Consider the following 16551-nt stretch of genomic DNA (forward strand, 5'->3'; position numbering starts at 1 on the left):
CCTGCCGGAAGCCGGGTCCGCCGATCGACCCAGCGCCCGCGCACCCGCGCACGTCACGCCGTTCGACACCGGAACGGGTGACGGCTGAGCACCCAGAGGGGTGCGTTTTTTCAGCCGTTCCCGCGGAGAAGGCGCTCAGCCGCCCTGCCGGACCCCGTGGTCTGGTGCACTGCCCCGAGGACTCCGGACGGTTGACGAGGCATCAGGGGGCACGGTGACAGGTCGGCACAGGCGCGGCGGAGCGGGCAGAGCGGTACTGGCGTTCGTCACGGCCTTCAGCGCGCTGACCGGCGCGGCCCTGGCGGGAGCGGCTCCGGCCGGCGCCGTCCAGAAGGGCGGGCGGGTCGCGCCGGGCGTGACGTACGAGGAGTTCGACATCAAGGCGGCCAAGGGGGTGACGCACGCACATCTGCTGAAGGTCGATCTGAGCAATTCTCAGGTGCGGGTGGATCTGCTGTACCCGGGGGCGGTGGCCTCGCGCGCACAGGTCTCGGCGATGGCGGACACCCAGGGCGCCGTCGCCGGTGTCAACGGCGACTTCTTCAACATCAGCGAGACCCAGCATCCGGGCGTCGAGGCGACCGGGGCGAGTGTGGGACCGGCGATCGCCGCCGGGCGGACGCTCAAGGCGGCCGTGCCGAACGGCCAGCGCTTCGGACCGGCCCTGCCACCCGGTACGACCACCGAGGACGTGTTCGGCGTGGACGGCGACGGGCGGGCACGGCTGGACCGGCTGAAGCTCTCCGGGGTGGTCCGCACGGCCGAGGCGCAGCTGCCTCTGGGCGGTCTGAACCAGTACGCGCTGCCGGTGGGTTCGGTCGGCGCGTTCACCTCCGACTGGGGCAGCGTCTCGCGGGTCCGCGCCACGTGCGGCACGGACACCGACCGCGCCGCTCCGTGCAGCACCGACACCTACGAGGTGACGGTCCGCGACGGCAAGGTCGTCTCGGCCGCCGACACCCCGGGCAGCGGTCCCATCGCCGCGGGCACCACGGTGCTGGTCGGCCGGGAGGCGGGCGCCCAGCAGTTGCGCAAGTTCTCCACCGGGGAGCCGGTCGAGGTCGAACACGGTCTGGTGGCGGCCTCGGACGGCGCCGCCTACCGGGCCGCCCTCGGCGGCTACCCGGTCCTCACGGGCGGGCAGCCGCTGCCTGGGCTCGACACCACGACGTCGGCCGTCCGTACGGCCGTGGGGATCGCCGACGGGGGGCGGCGCGTGCTGCTGTTCGCGCTGGACGGTGCCGCCGCCTACCGCAGCGGGCTGACGATCGCCGAAGTCGCCGCCACGCTGCGGGACCTGGGAGCCGAGGACGCCTTCAGCCTGGACGGCGGCGGATCGTCGACCCTGGTCGCCCGGGAGCAGGGCGCGAGCAAGGTCTCCGTGCGCAACCACCCCAGTGGCGGCGCCGAGCGCCTCGTGCCGAACGGCATCGGCGTGTTCTCGGGGTGAGCTCAGGGCCGCAGACCGCTGACGATGTCCGCCGTCGCCGTGAGGCCGCTGTGGATGGTGGGGGCGATGCTGGTGCTGGCCAGGTAGAAGCCGAGCAGCAGACAGACCACCGCATGGGAGACCTTCAGCCCGCCGTTGCGGAGGAAGATCACCGCAAGGATCAGCAGCAGCAGCACCACAGAGATGGAAATGGCCATCGTCAACTCCTCCGCCACGCCGCCATGTCCGGTTCACGGCGTTCGGCCGCAAGTGTGGCGTAGCGGAGGGTTCGTCCGGGCGGCTGACCTGTCCGCCGAACGTGTGGTGTTCGTGTGGTGTTCTTCCGGCCCTAGGCGGCCCGCCGGGCGTCGAGGAACGCCTCCAGTCCGGCGAGGTCGTCGGTGTTGAGGTGATCGACGCCGGCGGCGAGCAGTTCGCCCCACAGCGCGTCGCGGGCGGGTCCGGCCAGGTCAGGGGTGGCCCAGAACCGCACCCTCTGCCCGCGCCGGTGGGCGGCCCTCACGATGCTCCGCAGCTTCTCCCGCTCGGCGTGCGGGAAGGGTCCCACTCCCTGCCAGGTGAAGTTGAGCGACCAGTTGTCGCTGATCAGCGGGACGAAGGAGGCCGGTGCCTGGCTTCCGAGGTCGGCGAGGCGGCCGTCGTAGAAGGCGCGCCGGGCGGTCTGGGCCTCCATGGGCACGCGGGCCGCGCGGTCGCCGGAGATCACCACGGTGACCGGGCCGCGGTGGACGCGGCCGTGGGCGTACGTGGTGAACAGGTGCCGGTGGCGCCGGAGGTGACGGTCGAGTTCGAGGTAGGTCGACGCGCCCTCGGTCTTGATGTCGATGAGCAGTTGCAGCGAGCCGCGGTGCCCGCGGTACACCGAGCCGTGGTGGGACCGGACGCGGGCCGCGAGCGGGTCGAGGTAGAGGGACTCCAGGGTGCGGGAGGGGTCGAGGCCGTCCGGGTCGTGGCCGACGAGGAGCTGGTCGCCCACGAGGTGGATGTCGGCCTCGACACTGCCGAAGCGGTGGTCGAGGGCGTCGAACAGGGGGCGCGGGTGCTCGTAGTCGTTGTGGGCGTGGGCGCGCCACAACGGGCGTTGCCGGTCGTTGCGTTCACCGGCCGACGCGGGTGCGGCCGGGAGGGCGATCGAGCCCGCGAGGGCTGCGCCGAGGGCGGTGAGGGCTCCGCGACGGGTGGTGAGGGCCATGCTCTGCCTCCCTGGAGGTGCCGTACGGGAACCCTGCGAGTATGGGGTCCCGATCGGCCCAAGGAGCAGGCCCGCGCGCGGAGTTGGCCGGACTGCCGCCACGCGTTCACTTCGGTGGAGCGGGGTGCGCCAAGGCCCGCCCCTGGTGGGACGGGCCTCTTGGTTTCCCGGGTCTCGCGAGGGTGCCCTCGCGTCGGCCGGATGTGCGTCAGGGGGCCTGGAGGTCGACCAGTGCGGCCAGGGCCTCCCGGTGGGCGCCGGCGGTGCCGTAGGCGAGGGAGTCGGCCTTCGCGCGCTTGAGGTACAGGTGCGCGGGGTGCTCCCACGTCATGCCGATGCCGCCGTGCAGTTGCACGGCCTCCTCGGCGGCGTGCACGGCCACGGGTGCCGCGTAGGCCTGGGCGACGGTGACGGCCACGTCGACGTCCTCGCCGGTGGTCAGGGCGTCGGCGGCGTTGCGGGCGGCCGCGCGGGTGTTGACGACCTCCAGCCACAGCTGGGCGAGCCGGTGCTTGAGCGCCTGGAAGCCGCCGACGGGCCGGTTGAACTGCTTGCGGTCCTTCAGGTGGCGGACGGTCTCCGTCAGCGTCCACTCGGCCAGCCCGTACTGCTCGGAGGCGAGCAGTCCGGCCCCGGCGCGCAGCGCACGGCGCACGGCCGATTCGGCGTCGCCCAGCAGCCGGCCCGGCGCTCCGTCGAGGGTGACGGTCGCGAGCGGCCGGGTCAGGTCCAGGGAGGTCCGGGGGGTGACGGTCGCGGCCGAGGCGTCGACCGCGTAGAGGCCGCCGTCGTCGGCGGGCACGAGCAGGACGTCCGCGACGGCGGCGTCGGCGATGCCGGTCAACTCCCCGTGCAGGGCGCCGCCGTCGTGCCGGACGGTCCGGTAGGCGGTCCCGGGTGCGATGTGGAGGGCGACCGCGAGGATGCCGATCGTCGTCCCGGTCGCGAGGTCGCGGAGCAGGTCGTCGGTGCCGCAGGCCAGCAGGGCCTCGGTGGCGACGACCGCGCTGGTCAGGTACGGCACGGGCGCGACCGCGCGTCCCAGTTCCTCCAGCACCACGGCGGCTTCGCGGTGGGTGGCGCCCTGGCCGTCGAGTTCCTCGGGCACCAGCAGGCCGGCGAGGCCCATGCCCTCGGTCAGGGTCTTCCACAGCGCCCGGTGGTGCGGGGTGTCCGACTCGGTGCGGGCGATGACGCCGGGCGCGTCGCAGTGGTCGGCGAGCAGGTCGCGGACGGCGGCGCGCAGCGCCTCTTCCTCTTCCGAGTACAACAGGTCACTCATCGGGCGAGGTCCTTCCAGGCGACGTCCTTGTCGGTGCGCGGCTCGGCGGGCAGGCCGAGGACGCGCTCGGCGACGATGTTCAGCAGGACCTCGCTGGTCCCGCCCTCGATGCTGTTGCCCTTGGAGCGCAGATAGCGGTAGCCGGCGTCGCGGCCGGTGAAGTCGACCAGCTCCGGGCGCCGCATGGTCCAGTCGTCGTACAGCAGGCCTTCCTCACCGAGGAGTTCCACCTCCAGGCCGCTGATCTCCTGGTTGAGGCGGGCGAAGGCCAGCTTCATGCCGGCGCCTTCGGGGCCGGGCTGGCCCACGACGAGCTGCTGGCGCAGCCGCTCCGCGGTGAGGCGGGAGACCTCGGCCTCCACCCAGAGCTTCAGCAGCCGCTGGTGCAGATCGTGGGTGCGCAGCTCGGGCCGCTCGCGCCAAGTCTTCGAGACCGGGCCGATCATGCCGCCCTCGCGGGGCAGCCGCATGCCGCCGATCGCCACGCGCTCGTTGTTCAGCGTGGTCTGGGCGACCTTCCAGCCGTCGCCGACCGCTCCAAGGCGCCGCGCGTCGGGGATGCGGACGTCGGTGAGGAACACCTCGTTGAACTCGGCCTCGCCGGTGATCTGCCGCAGCGGCCGCACCTCGACACCGGGGTCGGTCATGTCACAGACGAAGTAGGTGATGCCCCGGTGCTTGGGCACGTCCGGGTCGGTGCGGGCGATGAGGATCGCCCAGCGGGCCACATGGGCGCTGGACGTCCAGACCTTCTGCCCGTTGACGACCCAGTCTCCCCCGTCCTCCCGCACGGCCCGGGTGCCCAGCGCGGCCAGGTCGGATCCGGCTCCGGGCTCGCTGAACAGCTGGCACCAGACCTCCTCGCCGGTCCACAGCGGCCTGAGGAAACGCCGTTTCTGTTCCTCGGTGCCGAACTGGAGGATCGTCGGCGCGGCCATGCCCAGACCGATGCCGATGCGCCGCGGGTCGTTGTCGGGCGCCCCGGCGGCCTCCAGCTCGGCGTCCACGACGGCCTGGAGAGACCGGGGGGCGCCGAGTCCGCCGAGGCCCTCCGGGTAGTGCACCCAGGCCAGCCCGGCGTCGAAGCGGGCCCGGAGGAAGTCCCGGCGGTCGGTGGAGGCCGGCGGGTGGGCGGCCAGCAACTCCCGGGTGCGGCGGCGCAGTTCCTCGGTGCCGGTCATGCTGCCTCCTCCATGACGACCGCGACCCGGCCGGTGGTCAGACCGTCCGCCACCTTCTGCACGGCGGTCGCCGCCGAGCCGAGCGGCACGCGTTCGCTGACCAGCGGCTTGATCGCACCCTGGGCGGCCAGTTCGGTGAGCCGCTCGTGGCAGTGCCGGACCAGCTTGGGGTCCTTGGTGTTGTACAGGCCCCAGTGCAGGCCGAGGATCGAGTAGTTCTTCACCAGGGCGTGGTTCAGGCCCGGGCTGGGGATCGTGCCGCTGGCGAAGCCGACGACGACGATCCGCCCCTCGAAGGCGACGACCTTGGCTGACTGTGTGTAGGCCTCGCCGCCGACCGGGTCGTAGATCACGTCGGCGCCCCGGCCGCCGGTGGCCTCCTTGACGGCGGCGACGACGTCCTCGGAGTGCCGGTCGATCACGACGTCGCAGCCCAGCTCGCGGGCGACGGCCGCTTTCCCGGGGCCGCCGACGACACCGATGACGGTGGCGCCGGCGGCCTTCCCGAGCTGCACGGCCGCGCTGCCGACCCCTCCGGCGGCAGCGTGGACGAGCAGGGTCTCGCCGGCCTCCAGACCGGCCCGGCGGTGCAGACCGAACCACCCGGTCTGGTAGCCGATGTGCAGGGCCGCGGCCTCGGCGTCGTCGAGTGCGTCCGGCGCGGGCAGCAGGGCGGCGGCGTCCGCGACGGCGTACTCGGCGAAGCCGCCGTGGGGCAGCGCCGGGTTGGCGATCACCCGGCGGCCGTCCTCGGTCTCGCCGCAGATCTCCACGCCCGGGGTGAACGGCAGGGGCGGCCTGACCTGGTACTGGCCGCGGCACAGCAGGGCGTCCGGGAAGTTGATGTTGGCCGCCCGTACCTTCAGCAGAACCTGGCCGTCACCGGGCGTGGGCGGCTCCACGTCCTCGAGCTTCATCACCTCGCCCGGCTCGCCGTTCTCGTGCACTTGCCATGCCTGCATGCGGGGCCTCCACGGGGGACTGCTTCGTCTGACCGGGGTCGGTTCGCATACTAAGCGGTCGCTTGCTGATCAGGGAACAGTCTCCGGGAAAGTCCCGCGCGGAGGTCCGCCGTACGTCACGCGCCCTTCGGCCGCGCCCGCACGTGCATCCGCTCGCCCTGCGGTCCGAACAGGCTGAGGAACTCCACGGGCCCCTCCCCCGTCGAGCCGAACCAGTGCGGCACCCGGGTGTCGAACTCGGCGGCCTCCCCCGCGGTGAGCACCACGTCGTGCTCGCCCAGCACCAGGCGCAGCTTCCCGGACAGCACGTACAGCCACTCGTAGCCCTCGTGCGTCCGCGGTTCCGGTTCCTGCCGGCGCCGGGGTTCCAGGACTTTGTAGGCCTGAAGGCCGCCGGGCTGGCGGGTGAGCGGCCAGTGGGTGCGGCCGCCCATCACGATCGGCTTGGCACGCACGCGCGGATCACCGGCCGGCGGGGCGCCGACCAGCTCGTCCAGCGCCACCTGGTGGGCGCGCGCGATCGGCAGCAGCAGTTCCAGACTGGGTTTGCGCAGGCCGGACTCCAGCCGCGAGAGGGTGCTGACGGAGATGCCGGTGGTCTCGGACAGTGCCGCCAGGGTCACCTCCCGCTCCTTGCGCAGCTGCCGCAGCCTGGGGCCCACGCCCGCGAGTACCTCGTCCGTCGTCATGGTGGTATTGCAGGTTCGGCAAAGTCGTTTGTCAATCCCGCAGTGCTCGGGCGACGCTCGGCAGCGGAGGTGGTCACATGACCGACACATACACGGTGGTCGTCGTCGGCGGGGGCGCGGCGGGTCTGTCCGCCGCGCTGGTGCTGGGGCGCGCCCGGCAGCACACGCTGGTGGTCGACGCGGGCGAACCGCGCAACGCGCCCGCCGCCCACATGCAGGGTTACCTGTCTCGGGACGGCATGCCGCCCGCCGAGTTCCTGGCCCTCGGCCGGGAGGAGATCGCGCGCTACGGCGTGGACCTCGTGCGGGACCGGGTGGTGGACGTGGAGAAGGGTGAGGACTTCACCGTGGTGCTGGCCGGCGGCCGGACCGTACGGGCCCGGCGGCTGGTCGTCGCCACAGGGCTGAAGGACGAACTGCCCGAGGTCGACGGACTCGCCGAGCGGTTCGGGCGGGACGTGCTGCACTGCCCCTTCTGCCACGGCTGGGAGGTGCGCGACCAGCCGTTCGGCGTGCTGGCCACGACCGCGGCGAGTGTGCACCAGGCGCTGATGGTGTCCCAGTGGTCCAAGGACGTGCGGTTCTTCCTGCACACGGTCGCCGAGGAGGAGCTGTCCGACGTGGACCTGCGCCGGCTCGCCGCGGCCGGGGTGGAGGTGGTGCCCGGGCAGGTCGCGGGACTGGTGGTCGAGGACGACCGCCTCACCGGCGTGCGGCTCGCGGACGGCACCACCCACGCCCGGTCGGTGCTGTTCACCGCCCCGCGGGCGGTTCCGCGGACCGGCCTGCTTCAGCGGCTGGGCGCTCAGCTGCACGAGACGCCGTTCGGCGCCTACCCGGTGATCGACGCGACCGGCCTGACGACGGTGCCGGGCGTGTGGGCCGCGGGCAACGCGATCGGCTTCGCCGAGCAGGTCGTGCACGCGGCGAGCGGCGGATACCGGGCGGCGTCGGCGATCGTCGGGGACCTGCTGATGACCGACCTCGACGCGGCCGCGCAGGTGTAGAGGCACCGTCGGCGGTGCACCATGACTGCATGCTGCTGCACCGGCTGGCCCGAGTGTCCCGGGAGGTCGCCGCCACCTCGGCGCGGTCCCGCAAGACGGCCCTGCTCGCGGAGCTCTTCCGGGACGCCGAGCCCGAGGACGTGCCGATCGTCATCCCGTACCTGGCGGGACGGCTGCCGCAGGGGCGGATCGGCGTCGGCTGGAAGGTGCTGAGCCGCCCGGTCGGCCCGGCGGCCGAGCCGGGCCTGACCGTGCGGGAGGTGGACGCCCGGCTGTCCGAGCTCGCCAAGGTGTCCGGGCCCGGCTCCCAGGCGGAACGGACCCGCCTGGTGGCCGAGTTGATGGGCGCGGCCACCGAGGACGAGCAGCGGTTCCTGCTCGGGCTGCTCACCGGAGAGGTCCGGCAGGGCGCGCTGGACGCGGTGGCGGTCGAGGGGCTGGCCCAGGCGACCGGGGCACCGTCGGCGGACGTACGCCGGGCCGTGATGCTCGCGGGTTCCCTCCAGGCGGTGGCGGAAGCGCTGCTCGCTCAGGGGCCGGGCTCCCTCGACCGCTTCCGCCTCACCGTCGGCCGTCCGGTGCTGCCGATGCTGGCGCACAGCGCCTCCTCGGTGGCCGAGGCGGTGGACAAGCTGGGCACCTGCGCGGTGGAGGAGAAGCTGGACGGCATCCGCGTCCAGGTGCACCGGGACGGCGACACCGTGCGGCTCTACACCCGCACCCTCGACGACATCACCGACCGCCTGCCCGAAGTGACGGCCGCGGCCCTTGAATTGCGGGGTGAGCGGTTCATCCTGGACGGCGAGGTGATCTCCTTCGACGAAGGCGGGCGCCCCCGCTCGTTCCAGGAGACCGCCGGACGTGTCGGCTCCCGCACGGACGTGGCCACGGCCGCCCGCGCGGTGCCGGTCTCCCCCGTCTTCTTCGACGCGCTGTCCGTCGACGGCCACGACCTGCTCGACCTGCCCTTCGCCGAGCGGCACGCCGAGCTGGCCCGCCTGGTGCCCGAGCCGATGCGGGTGCGGCGCACGCTGGTGTCCGGCCCGGACGACACGCCCGGCGCGGAGGAGTTCCTCGCCGCGACGCTGGAGCGCGGCCACGAGGGCGTCGTCCTCAAGGCGCTCGACGCCCCCTACAGCGCGGGCCGGCGCGGCGCGTCCTGGCTGAAGGTGAAGCCGGTCCACACCCTCGACCTGGTCGTCCTGGCCGCCGAGTGGGGCCACGGCCGCCGCGCCGGCAAGCTCTCCAACCTCCACCTGGGCGCGCGCACCGCCGACGGCGGCCTCGCCATGCTCGGCAAGACCTTCAAGGGCATGACCGACGCGATGCTCACCTGGCAGACCGAACGCCTCCAGCGGCTCGCCGTCGAGACCGACGACTACGTGGTGAGGGTCCGCCCCGAACTCGTCGTCGAGATCGCCTACGACGGACTTCAGCGCTCCACCCGCTACCCGGCCGGTGTCACCCTCCGCTTCGCCCGCGTGGTCCGCTACCGGGAGGACAAGCGCCCCGAGGACGCCGACACGGTCGAGACGCTGCTCGCGGCGCATCCGGAGGTGAAGCCGTGAAGCGCAGTGCCGGCCTGCTGCTCTTCCACCGCACCGACGAGGGCCTCGAAGTGCTGCTCGGCCACATGGGCGGGCCGTTCTTCGCCCGGCGCGACGCCGGGGCGTGGACCGTGATCAAGGGCGAGTACGACCCGGACGAGTCCGCCTGGGACGCCGCCCGCCGCGAGTTCCAGGAGGAACTGGGGCTGCCCCCGCCCGACGGCGAGGCCCTCGACCTGGGCGAGGTCCGGCAGACGGGCGGCAAGATCGTCACGGCCTGGGCGGTCGAGGCGGACCTCGACCCGGCGACGATCACACCGGGCACCTTCAGCATGGAGTGGCCGCCGAGGTCGGGACGGTTCCAGGAGTTCCCGGAGCTGGACCGGGTGGCCTGGTTCGGCCTGGACCGGGCCCGCGCGGTGATCGTCACGGCGCAGGCGGCGTTTCTCGACCGCCTGGCGGAGCACTCGCCCTGAGGAGACGCTCCCGCGTTGCGGTCCCCTCCGCCGCGCGGGAAGGTCGAGACACAGCCCGCTCCGAGGGAGGTCAGCCATGCCCATCGCAACGGTGAACCCGGCGAACGGCGAGACGCTCAAGACGTACGAGGCCATGGACGAGCAGGAGATCGAGCGTCGGCTCCAGCTCGCGGAGGCCACGTTCCGCACCTACCGGACGACGAGCTTCGACGAGCGGGCGCGGCTGCTGCACCGGGCCGCCGACCTCCTCGAAGAGGACCAGCAGGACATCGCCCGCGTGATGACCACCGAGATGGGCAAGCCGATCCAGCAGGCCCGGGCCGAGGCGGCGAAGTGCGCCAAGGCGATGCGCTGGTACGCCGACCACGCCGAGGAGCTGCTCGCCGACGAGGAACCCGCCGACGCCGACGTCAAGGACTCCGGCGCCTCCCGCGTGCGGGTCCGCTACCGGCCGCTCGGCCCGGTGCTGGCGGTGATGCCGTGGAACTTCCCGCTGTGGCAGGTGATCCGCTTCGCCGCGCCCGCGCTGATGGCGGGCAACGTGGGCCTGCTCAAGCACGCCTCGAACGTCCCGCAGACCGCCTTGTACATCGAGGACCTCTTCCACCGGGCGGGCTTCACCGAGGGCACCTTCCAGACGCTGCTGATCGGCTCCGCCGCGGTCGACGAGATCCTGCGCGACGAGCGGGTCAAGGCGGCCACGCTCACCGGCAGCGAACCGGCGGGACGCGCGGTCGCCTCCACCGCCGGAGAGATGATCAAGAAGACGGTGCTGGAGCTGGGCGGCAGCGACCCGTTCGTCGTCATGCCCTCCGCCGACATCGACCGGGCCGCGAAGGTCGCGGTGACCGCCCGGGTGCAGAACACCGGCCAGTCGTGCATCGCCGCGAAGCGGTTCATCGTGCACACGGACGTCTACGACGCCTTCGCCGAGCGGTTCGCCGCGGGCATGAGGGCGCTGAAGGTCGGCGACCCCCTGTCCGACGACACCGAGGTCGGGCCGCTCTCCAGCGAGCAGGGACTGCGTGATCTGGAGGAACTGGTCGACGACGCGGTGCGCAGCGGGGCCGAGGTGCTGTGCGGTGGCGAACGGCCGGACGGCCCGGGCTGGTACTACACGCCGACGATCCTCGCCGGCATCACCCGCGAGATGCGCATCCACCGGGAGGAGGCGTTCGGGCCGGTCGCGACGCTGTACCGGGCGGCCGACCTGGACGAGGCGGTGCTGATCGCGAACGACTCGCCGTTCGGACTGAGTTCGAACGTGTGGACGCGCGACGAGGAAGAGGTGGAGCGGTTCACACGCGATCTGGAGGCCGGCGGGGTGTTCTTCAACGGCATGACGGCGTCCCACCCGGCGTTCCCGTTCGGCGGTGTGAAGCGGTCCGGGTACGGGCGTGAGCTGTCCGGGCACGGAATCCGCGAGTTCTGCAACATCACCACTGTTTGGCATGGTGCGTGAGTGTTGCGGGGCTACGATCGCGTCTGTGAACCGCGAAGTGACTCTGCCTCTGATCGTCGACGACCGCGGAACCTTGCAGGTGGCCGCGGCGGATGTGAGCAAGCTCTTGCGGACGGTGGGGGGTCGGTGGGTGCGGCTCGTGGAAGGCGGGGAGTCGGGGCTGGACGAGGACACGGTCGCCGAGCTGGCCATCGAGCTGGCGAAGCTGGCCGATCGCATCGATGTGGCCTGCATCGCGCACAGCAGTGGGACGGCCACATAGGTGCCGCGCGTGCGGTGCGCCGTGCTGTGCGGCGCGGCTGGCCGCGCCCCTAGGCGGTCGGCTCCCCCAGGGTCGACCAGAACCTCGCCTCGTACGTCTGCAGCAGGCGGCCGTATGCGTGGGCTCGTGTCTCGTCGAGGCGGCCGGCGTCCAGCCCCGCCCGCACCGCCTCCGTCGCCAGCCGGTCGAGGTCCGGCGACGGCTCGGCGAAGAAGTCGAAGAAGGCGCAGGCCTCGTCCGTGAAGCCGTACCGCTCGCGCAGCGCGGTCGCGATGGTCGCGCAATAGCCGCCCCACGCCGAGAAGTTGGCCGTGAGGGCCAGGACCACGTCCGCCGGTGAGGCGTTCAGGGCCAGCCAGGCCACGTAGGCCGGGTAGGTCTGGCAGCCGGGCAGCGGGACGTAGGACGCCTCCCTCTCCTGGTCCACGCCGCATGCCCGGGCGAAGGCGGTCAGCCGCTCCCCCGCCAGGACTTCGCCCTGGGCGAGCGCCGTGAAGAACGCCGCGGCTCGCGGGTCCGTCACCGCGGAACGCTCCGCCAGGTGCTCGAACGCGCGGCGGTCCGCGGGAATCACCCAGGTCTGCTCCAGGGCGAGGGCGGCGAGGACCGAGCGCGGCGCCGTGCCGTCGGCGATCCGGGGGACGAGGGGGTTGGACCGCGGATCGGGGGCGAGGCGGGCGGTGGTCTTCGTCAGCAGGTCCCGGGCCGGGTGCGTCATCGCGTCCTCCGTCATCCAAGTGTCGCAACGAGCCTTGCACGTCCTCCCCGGTACGGAGTAGCCCGGCGCGAAGTCGCGGTGCCGGCGGGTGATCGTGGGGTGACCACCCCTAGTGGTGAACCACCTTCTGGCCGGGGGGCGAGGCGCCTTCCGGAAGGCGAAAGCAGGCATGGTTCATGGCGACTTTGTGCAGACCCGCGGTGTCCGTCCCGGAGTACGTGATCACGATGGAGGAGACGCTGGAGCTGGCGCGCCGGCGCCACGCCGACCACCCGCAACTGCCGCTCGCCCTTCGGCTGATCGAGAACACCGGTGTGCGCACGCGCCACATCGTGCAGCCCATCGAGGAAACGCTGAAGCACCCCGGGTTCGAGGACCGCAACAAGCTCTACGAGGCCGAGGCCAAGGCCCGCGTGCCCGCGGTCGTGCAGCAGGCACTCGACGACGCCGAGCTGCTCACCACCGAGGTGGACCTGATCATCTACGTGTCGTGCACGGGCTTCATGATGCCCTCGCTCACGGCCTGGCTGATCAACGAGATGGGTTTCGAACCGACCACCCGTCAGCTGCCGGTGGCCCAGCTGGGATGCGCGGCCGGCGGTGCGGCGATCAACCGGGCCCACGACTTCTGCACGGCGTATCCCGAGGCCAACGTGCTGATCGTGGCGTGCGAGTTCTGCTCGCTGTGCTACCAGCCCACCGACATCGGTGTCGGCTCGCTGCTGTCGAACGGGCTGTTCGGTGACGGCATCGCCGCCGCCGTGGTCCGCGGCCGGGGCGGCGAAGGAGTCCTCCTGGAGCGCAACGGCTCGTACCTGATCCCCAAGACCGAGGAATGGATCATGTACGACGTGCGGGCGACCGGCTTCCACTTCCTGCTGGACAAGCGGGTGCCGGGCACGATGGAGCCGCTCGCCCCGGTGCTGAAGGACTTGGCCGGTGACCACGGCTGGGACGCCACCGACCTGGACTTCTACATCGTCCACGCGGGCGGGCCGCGCATCCTGGATGACCTCAGTACCTTCCTGCACGTCGACCCGCACGCCTTCCGCTTCAGCCGGGCCACGCTCACCGAGTACGGCAACATCGCCAGCGCCGTCGTCCTGGACGCGCTGCGCCGGCTGTTCGACGAGGGCCGCCCCGAGGACCGGGCGCGCGGACTGCTCGCCGGGTTCGGACCCGGCATCACCGCCGAGATGGCCCTGGGCCGCTGGCGCAGCGCGGACGAGACGATGTGACATGAGCGAGGAGACGATCAGCGGGGACCGGCCCCCGGTCCGGGAGCGCCCCGCGTCCGCCCCGCCCGGCGCGGACCCCGGCCCGCTGTGCGAGCCGGGGGACGCGGGCCCTCCCACTCGCGTCGGGCTACCCGACGGCGCGGGCTGGGCATGGCTGGTCACCCGGCACGACGAGGTGCGGGCGGTGGCCGAGGACCCGCGCTTCAGCCGCGTGGCCGTCACCGGCCGGCGCGTCGGCCGCCCGGCCCCGCACCCTGTCCGGGCCGGTGGCGCGGCGGGCTTCCCGGACACGCCGGACCACAACCGCCTGCGGCGCGGTGTGGCCGCCGCGTTCAGTGCGAGCGGGGTGGAGCGCAGGCGTGAGCGGTGCGGCCGCATGCTGAGCGAGCTGGTGGAGGAGATGCTCCAGGACGGCCCGCCGGCCGATCTGACGGAGGCCGTTCTTGGCCCGTTCCCCGTCGCGGTGATCTGCGAACTGATGGGCGTCCCGCCCGCCGACCGGCAGGGCATGCACGCGTGGACGCGGCAGATCCTGTCCTCCCCGCACGGCGCCGACGCGGGCGAGCGGGCCGGGAAGGAGATGGCCGCCTACTTCTCCGATCTGATCGGTCTGCGCGAGGGCAGCACCGGCGAGGACGTCGCCTCCCTGCTCGGCGCCGCCCTCGGCCGCGCGGAGCTCACCCTGGACGAGGCGACCGGATGCGCGGTGGGCCTTCAGATCGGCGGCGAGGCGGTCACCCACCTGGGCAGTCGGCTGTTCCGCCTGCTGCTGAGCCGCCCCGAGCTGGCCGAACGCCTGCGCGCCGAGCCGGAGATCCGTCCCCGGGCCGTCGACGAACTGCTGCGCCGGCTCTGCCGGGACGACCCGGACGGGCCGCGACGCATCGCCAGAGAGGACGTGGAGATCGGGGGTGTCCGCGTCCGGGCCGGCGAGGTGGTCCAGGTGTCGTACGCGGCCGCGAACCACGACCCGGTCGTCTTCCCGGACCCGGAGGCGATCGACGTCGATCGCGACCCGAACCCGCACCTCTCCTTCGGCTCCGGCCCGCACCACTGCCCCGGCGACGCGTTGGCCCGGATGGAGCTGGAGCTCCTGGCCGACGCGCTCCTCGACGGGGTGCCGGGCCTGCGGCTCGCGGTCCCGGCCGAGGCGGTGTCCCCCGGAAGGAACACTCCGGTCGGCGGGCCCGAGGCCCTGCCCGTGACGTGGTGAGCGGGCGATGACGGCGACCGACGGACTGTTCGTCCCCCCGGGCCACGGCCGGGTGATGGCGGCCCCCGCCCACCACGTCACCTTCAAGGTGACCGGCGCGCACTCCCGGACGGCGTCCACCTTCGAGGTGGTGGTGCCGCCGGGCTTCGACGTCGGCGCCCATGTGCACACCCGCAGCGAGGAGTTGTTCTACGTCCTCGAGGGCGAGCTGGATGTCCTCGCCTTCGAGCCGCGGGTGCGCACTCCCGACCACTGGCAGCGGTGGGAGTCCCGGTCGGGGGACCGGGTGGTGCGGGCGACACCGGGCACGGTGATCGCCGTGCCGCCGGGTTGTCCGCACGCGTTCGCCAACCCGACGGACGAGCCCGCGAAGATGTTCTTCCAGGCGAGCCCGCCGCCGGACCACGAGCGGTACTTCGAGGAGCTGCTGGAGATCCTCGGCGGCGGGGGCCCGCCGGACCACGCCGCGATCGAGGAGCTGCGGGCGCGGTACGACATCGAGCAGCTGACGCCGCTCAGGCACCGTTAGCGGATCGGCACCCCGGCCAGGGTGCGGGCGATGACCAGGCGCTGGATCTCGCTGGTGCCCTCGAAGATGGTGTAGATGGCCGCGTCGCGGTGCATCCGCTCGACCGGGTACTCGCGGGTGTAGCCGTTGCCGCCGAGGATCTGTATCGCCTGGGCCGTGACCTTCTTGGCCGTCTCGCTCGCGAACAGCTTGGACATCGAACCCTCGGCCGCCGTGAAGGGCTTGCCGTTGATCGCCATCCAGGACGCGCGCCACACCAGCAGCCGGGCCGCGTCGATGGAGGTCCGCATGTCCGCGAGCTGGAAGGCGACGCCCTGGTTGTCGATGATCGGGCGGCCGAACTGCTCCCTGGTCTTCGCGTAGTCGAGGGCGACCTCGTAGGCCGCCCTCGCGGTGCCGACCGCCATGGCGCCGACCGCCGGGCGCGAGGCCTCGAACGTGGCCATCGCCGCGTTCTTCACCCGCTCCCCGCCCTGCTTGGCCTTCTCCCGCGCGCGGGCCAGGCGTTCGTCCAGCTTCTCCTTGCCGCCCAGCAGGCACGAGCCGGGGACGCGCACGTTGTCGAGGATGACCTCGGCGGTGTGCGAGGCGCGGATGCCGTGCTTCTTGAACTTCTGCCCCTGGGACAGACCCGGCGTCCCCGGCGGGACGATGAAGGAGGCGTGCCCCTTGGAGCCCAGCTCGGGGTCGACGACCGCGACGACGACGTGGACGTTGGCGATGCCGCCGTTGGTCGCCCAGGTCTTGGTGCCGTTGAGCACCCATTCGTCCTTGGCCTCGTCGTAGACGGCCCGGGTGCGCATGGAGGCCACGTCGGAGCCGGCGTCGGGCTCGGAGGAGCAGAAGGCCGCGACCTTGACATCGTTGGCGTCGCCGTACATCTGCGGGATCCAGGTGCCGATCTGCTCCTCGGTGCCGTTGGCGAGGACGCCCACGGCGGCGAGGCCGGTGCCGACGATCGACAGCGCGATGCCCGCGTCGCCCCAGAAGAGCTCCTCCATCGCCATGGGGATGCCGAGGCCGGTGGAGTCGAAGTACTGCTGGGCGTAGAAGTCCAGGGAGTAGATGCCGACCTTGGCGGCCTCCTGGATGACCGGCCAGGGAGTCTCCTCACGCTCGTCCCATTCGGCGGCCGCGGGCCGGATCACGTCGGCGGCGAAGCCGTGGAGCCAGTCGCGGACCTCCTTCTGTTCGTCGTTGAGCTCCATGGTGAACTCGGCCATGTCGTCCCCTCCAGCGGCGCACGTGCATGTTACTTGCGGTAACACCAGTGTGTTACCGGCGGGTAGGAGAAGTCAACTCCTACCGACCGGTCGGCACCCGTTCGGTGTCCTGAGCATGCT

17 protein-coding genes are annotated in these 16551 nt (G+C 72.5%); 9 read left to right on the forward strand and 8 right to left on the reverse strand.

The window, feature by feature from the left end:
* The first annotated feature begins 214 nt into the window (after positions 1-214).
* Positions 215-1450 (forward strand): phosphodiester glycosidase family protein, encoded by a 1236-nt coding sequence (locus AC0665_RS19380; RefSeq protein WP_478608183.1) that lies wholly within the window; start codon positions 215-217, stop codon positions 1448-1450.
* 2 nt (positions 1451-1452) lie between these two features.
* On the opposite strand, the gene AC0665_RS19385 is transcribed toward AC0665_RS19380, so the two are convergent.
* From AC0665_RS19385 to AC0665_RS19410, 6 genes are all read right to left on the reverse strand, one after another.
* Positions 1453-1647, reverse strand: a complete 195-nt coding sequence (locus AC0665_RS19385) for a hypothetical protein (protein WP_468405189.1) — start codon at positions 1645-1647, stop codon at positions 1453-1455.
* A gap of 131 nt (positions 1648-1778) precedes the next feature.
* Positions 1779-2642, reverse strand: a complete 864-nt coding sequence (locus AC0665_RS19390; protein ID WP_478608180.1) for a phosphatidylinositol-specific phospholipase C/glycerophosphodiester phosphodiesterase family protein — start codon at positions 2640-2642, stop codon at positions 1779-1781.
* Positions 2643-2850: 208 nt separating this feature from the next.
* Positions 2851-3924 carry an acyl-CoA dehydrogenase family protein gene (locus tag AC0665_RS19395; protein ID WP_478608177.1) on the reverse strand — a complete coding sequence of 358 codons (1074 nt, stop codon included), beginning with the start codon at positions 3922-3924 and terminating at the stop codon, positions 2851-2853.
* A complete protein-coding gene (locus tag AC0665_RS19400) occupies positions 3921-5105 on the reverse strand; it encodes an acyl-CoA dehydrogenase family protein (RefSeq protein ID WP_478608174.1) in 1185 nt (394 codons plus the stop codon). The genes AC0665_RS19395 and AC0665_RS19400 overlap by 4 nt, the downstream gene beginning before the upstream one ends.
* The gene (locus tag AC0665_RS19405) at positions 5102-6067 is read right to left on the reverse strand and encodes an NADPH:quinone oxidoreductase family protein (protein ID WP_468637877.1); all 966 of its coding nucleotides are present in this window, start codon (positions 6065-6067) and stop codon (positions 5102-5104) included. The genes AC0665_RS19400 and AC0665_RS19405 overlap by 4 nt, the downstream gene beginning before the upstream one ends.
* A gap of 116 nt (positions 6068-6183) precedes the next feature.
* A complete protein-coding gene (locus AC0665_RS19410; RefSeq protein ID WP_478608170.1) occupies positions 6184-6756 on the reverse strand; it encodes a helix-turn-helix domain-containing protein in 573 nt (190 codons plus the stop codon).
* A 77-nt stretch (positions 6757-6833) separates the two neighbouring features.
* Between AC0665_RS19410 and AC0665_RS19415 the strand changes: the two genes are divergently transcribed.
* From AC0665_RS19415 to AC0665_RS19435, 5 genes are all read left to right on the forward strand, one after another.
* A complete protein-coding gene (locus AC0665_RS19415) occupies positions 6834-7763 on the forward strand; it encodes an NAD(P)/FAD-dependent oxidoreductase (protein ID WP_478608168.1) in 930 nt (309 codons plus the stop codon).
* Positions 7764-7792: 29 nt separating this feature from the next.
* A complete protein-coding gene (locus AC0665_RS19420) occupies positions 7793-9331 on the forward strand; it encodes an ATP-dependent DNA ligase (protein WP_478608165.1) in 1539 nt (512 codons plus the stop codon).
* Positions 9328-9786 carry an NUDIX hydrolase gene (locus AC0665_RS19425; RefSeq protein WP_468405173.1) on the forward strand — a complete coding sequence of 153 codons (459 nt, stop codon included), beginning with the start codon at positions 9328-9330 and terminating at the stop codon, positions 9784-9786. The genes AC0665_RS19420 and AC0665_RS19425 overlap by 4 nt, the downstream gene beginning before the upstream one ends.
* Positions 9787-9862: 76 nt before the next feature.
* The gene (locus AC0665_RS19430) at positions 9863-11248 is read left to right on the forward strand and encodes an NADP-dependent succinic semialdehyde dehydrogenase (RefSeq protein ID WP_468637881.1); all 1386 of its coding nucleotides are present in this window, start codon (positions 9863-9865) and stop codon (positions 11246-11248) included.
* A 25-nt stretch (positions 11249-11273) separates the two neighbouring features.
* Positions 11274-11510, forward strand: coding sequence for a DUF6213 family protein (locus AC0665_RS19435; RefSeq protein ID WP_033307522.1), 237 nt, complete (start codon positions 11274-11276; stop codon positions 11508-11510).
* 49 nt (positions 11511-11559) lie between these two features.
* On the opposite strand, the gene AC0665_RS19440 is transcribed toward AC0665_RS19435, so the two are convergent.
* Complete coding sequence (locus AC0665_RS19440) at positions 11560-12228, reverse strand: thiaminase II/PqqC family protein (RefSeq protein ID WP_478608159.1); 669 nt, start codon at positions 12226-12228, stop codon at positions 11560-11562.
* Between the two features lie 176 nt (positions 12229-12404).
* On the opposite strand from AC0665_RS19440, the gene AC0665_RS19445 reads away from it, so the two are divergent.
* From AC0665_RS19445 to AC0665_RS19455, 3 genes are read left to right on the forward strand one after another with little or no spacing between them, the layout of a single operon-like run.
* A complete protein-coding gene (locus tag AC0665_RS19445) occupies positions 12405-13466 on the forward strand; it encodes a type III polyketide synthase (RefSeq protein ID WP_478608156.1) in 1062 nt (353 codons plus the stop codon).
* Between the two features lies 1 nt (position 13467).
* Positions 13468-14679 (forward strand): cytochrome P450, encoded by a 1212-nt coding sequence (locus tag AC0665_RS19450; protein ID WP_478705439.1) that lies wholly within the window; start codon positions 13468-13470, stop codon positions 14677-14679.
* A gap of 7 nt (positions 14680-14686) precedes the next feature.
* Positions 14687-15208: a cupin domain-containing protein gene (locus AC0665_RS19455; protein ID WP_363120544.1), complete on the forward strand. Its 522-nt coding sequence runs from the start codon at positions 14687-14689 to the stop codon at positions 15206-15208.
* Here the strand turns inward: AC0665_RS19455 and AC0665_RS19460 are convergent.
* On the reverse strand, positions 15205-16431 hold the full coding sequence (locus AC0665_RS19460) for an acyl-CoA dehydrogenase family protein (protein ID WP_468405161.1): 1227 nt from the start codon (positions 16429-16431) through the stop codon (positions 15205-15207). The two genes, AC0665_RS19455 and AC0665_RS19460, sit on opposite strands and share 4 nt — an antisense overlap.
* Between the last annotated feature and the right edge of the window lie 120 nt (positions 16432-16551).

Source organism: Streptomyces sp. NPDC043685 (genome assembly GCF_056436585.1).

Bases quoted from the DNA above. Each gene is read 5' to 3' on its own strand.
- AC0665_RS19460 (WP_468405161.1), bottom strand. From the start codon at position 16,431: ATGGCCGAGTTCACCATGGAGCTCAACGACGAACAGAAGGAGGTCCGC.
- AC0665_RS19440 (WP_478608159.1), bottom strand. From the start codon at position 12,228: ATGACGCACCCGGCCCGGGACCTGCTGACGAAGACCACCGCCCGCCTC.
- AC0665_RS19385 (WP_468405189.1), bottom strand. From the start codon at position 1,647: ATGGCCATTTCCATCTCTGTGGTGCTGCTGCTGCTGATCCTTGCGGTG.
- AC0665_RS19455 (WP_363120544.1), top strand. From the start codon at position 14,687: ATGACGGCGACCGACGGACTGTTCGTCCCCCCGGGCCACGGCCGGGTG.
- AC0665_RS19420 (WP_478608165.1), top strand. From the start codon at position 7,793: ATGCTGCTGCACCGGCTGGCCCGAGTGTCCCGGGAGGTCGCCGCCACC.
- AC0665_RS19450 (WP_478705439.1), top strand. From the start codon at position 13,468: ATGAGCGAGGAGACGATCAGCGGGGACCGGCCCCCGGTCCGGGAGCGC.
- AC0665_RS19390 (WP_478608180.1), bottom strand. From the start codon at position 2,642: ATGGCCCTCACCACCCGTCGCGGAGCCCTCACCGCCCTCGGCGCAGCC.
- AC0665_RS19430 (WP_468637881.1), top strand. From the start codon at position 9,863: ATGCCCATCGCAACGGTGAACCCGGCGAACGGCGAGACGCTCAAGACG.
- AC0665_RS19445 (WP_478608156.1), top strand. From the start codon at position 12,405: ATGGCGACTTTGTGCAGACCCGCGGTGTCCGTCCCGGAGTACGTGATC.
- AC0665_RS19405 (WP_468637877.1), bottom strand. From the start codon at position 6,067: ATGCAGGCATGGCAAGTGCACGAGAACGGCGAGCCGGGCGAGGTGATG.
- AC0665_RS19410 (WP_478608170.1), bottom strand. From the start codon at position 6,756: ATGACGACGGACGAGGTACTCGCGGGCGTGGGCCCCAGGCTGCGGCAG.
- AC0665_RS19415 (WP_478608168.1), top strand. From the start codon at position 6,834: ATGACCGACACATACACGGTGGTCGTCGTCGGCGGGGGCGCGGCGGGT.
- AC0665_RS19400 (WP_478608174.1), bottom strand. From the start codon at position 5,105: ATGACCGGCACCGAGGAACTGCGCCGCCGCACCCGGGAGTTGCTGGCC.
- AC0665_RS19395 (WP_478608177.1), bottom strand. From the start codon at position 3,924: ATGAGTGACCTGTTGTACTCGGAAGAGGAAGAGGCGCTGCGCGCCGCC.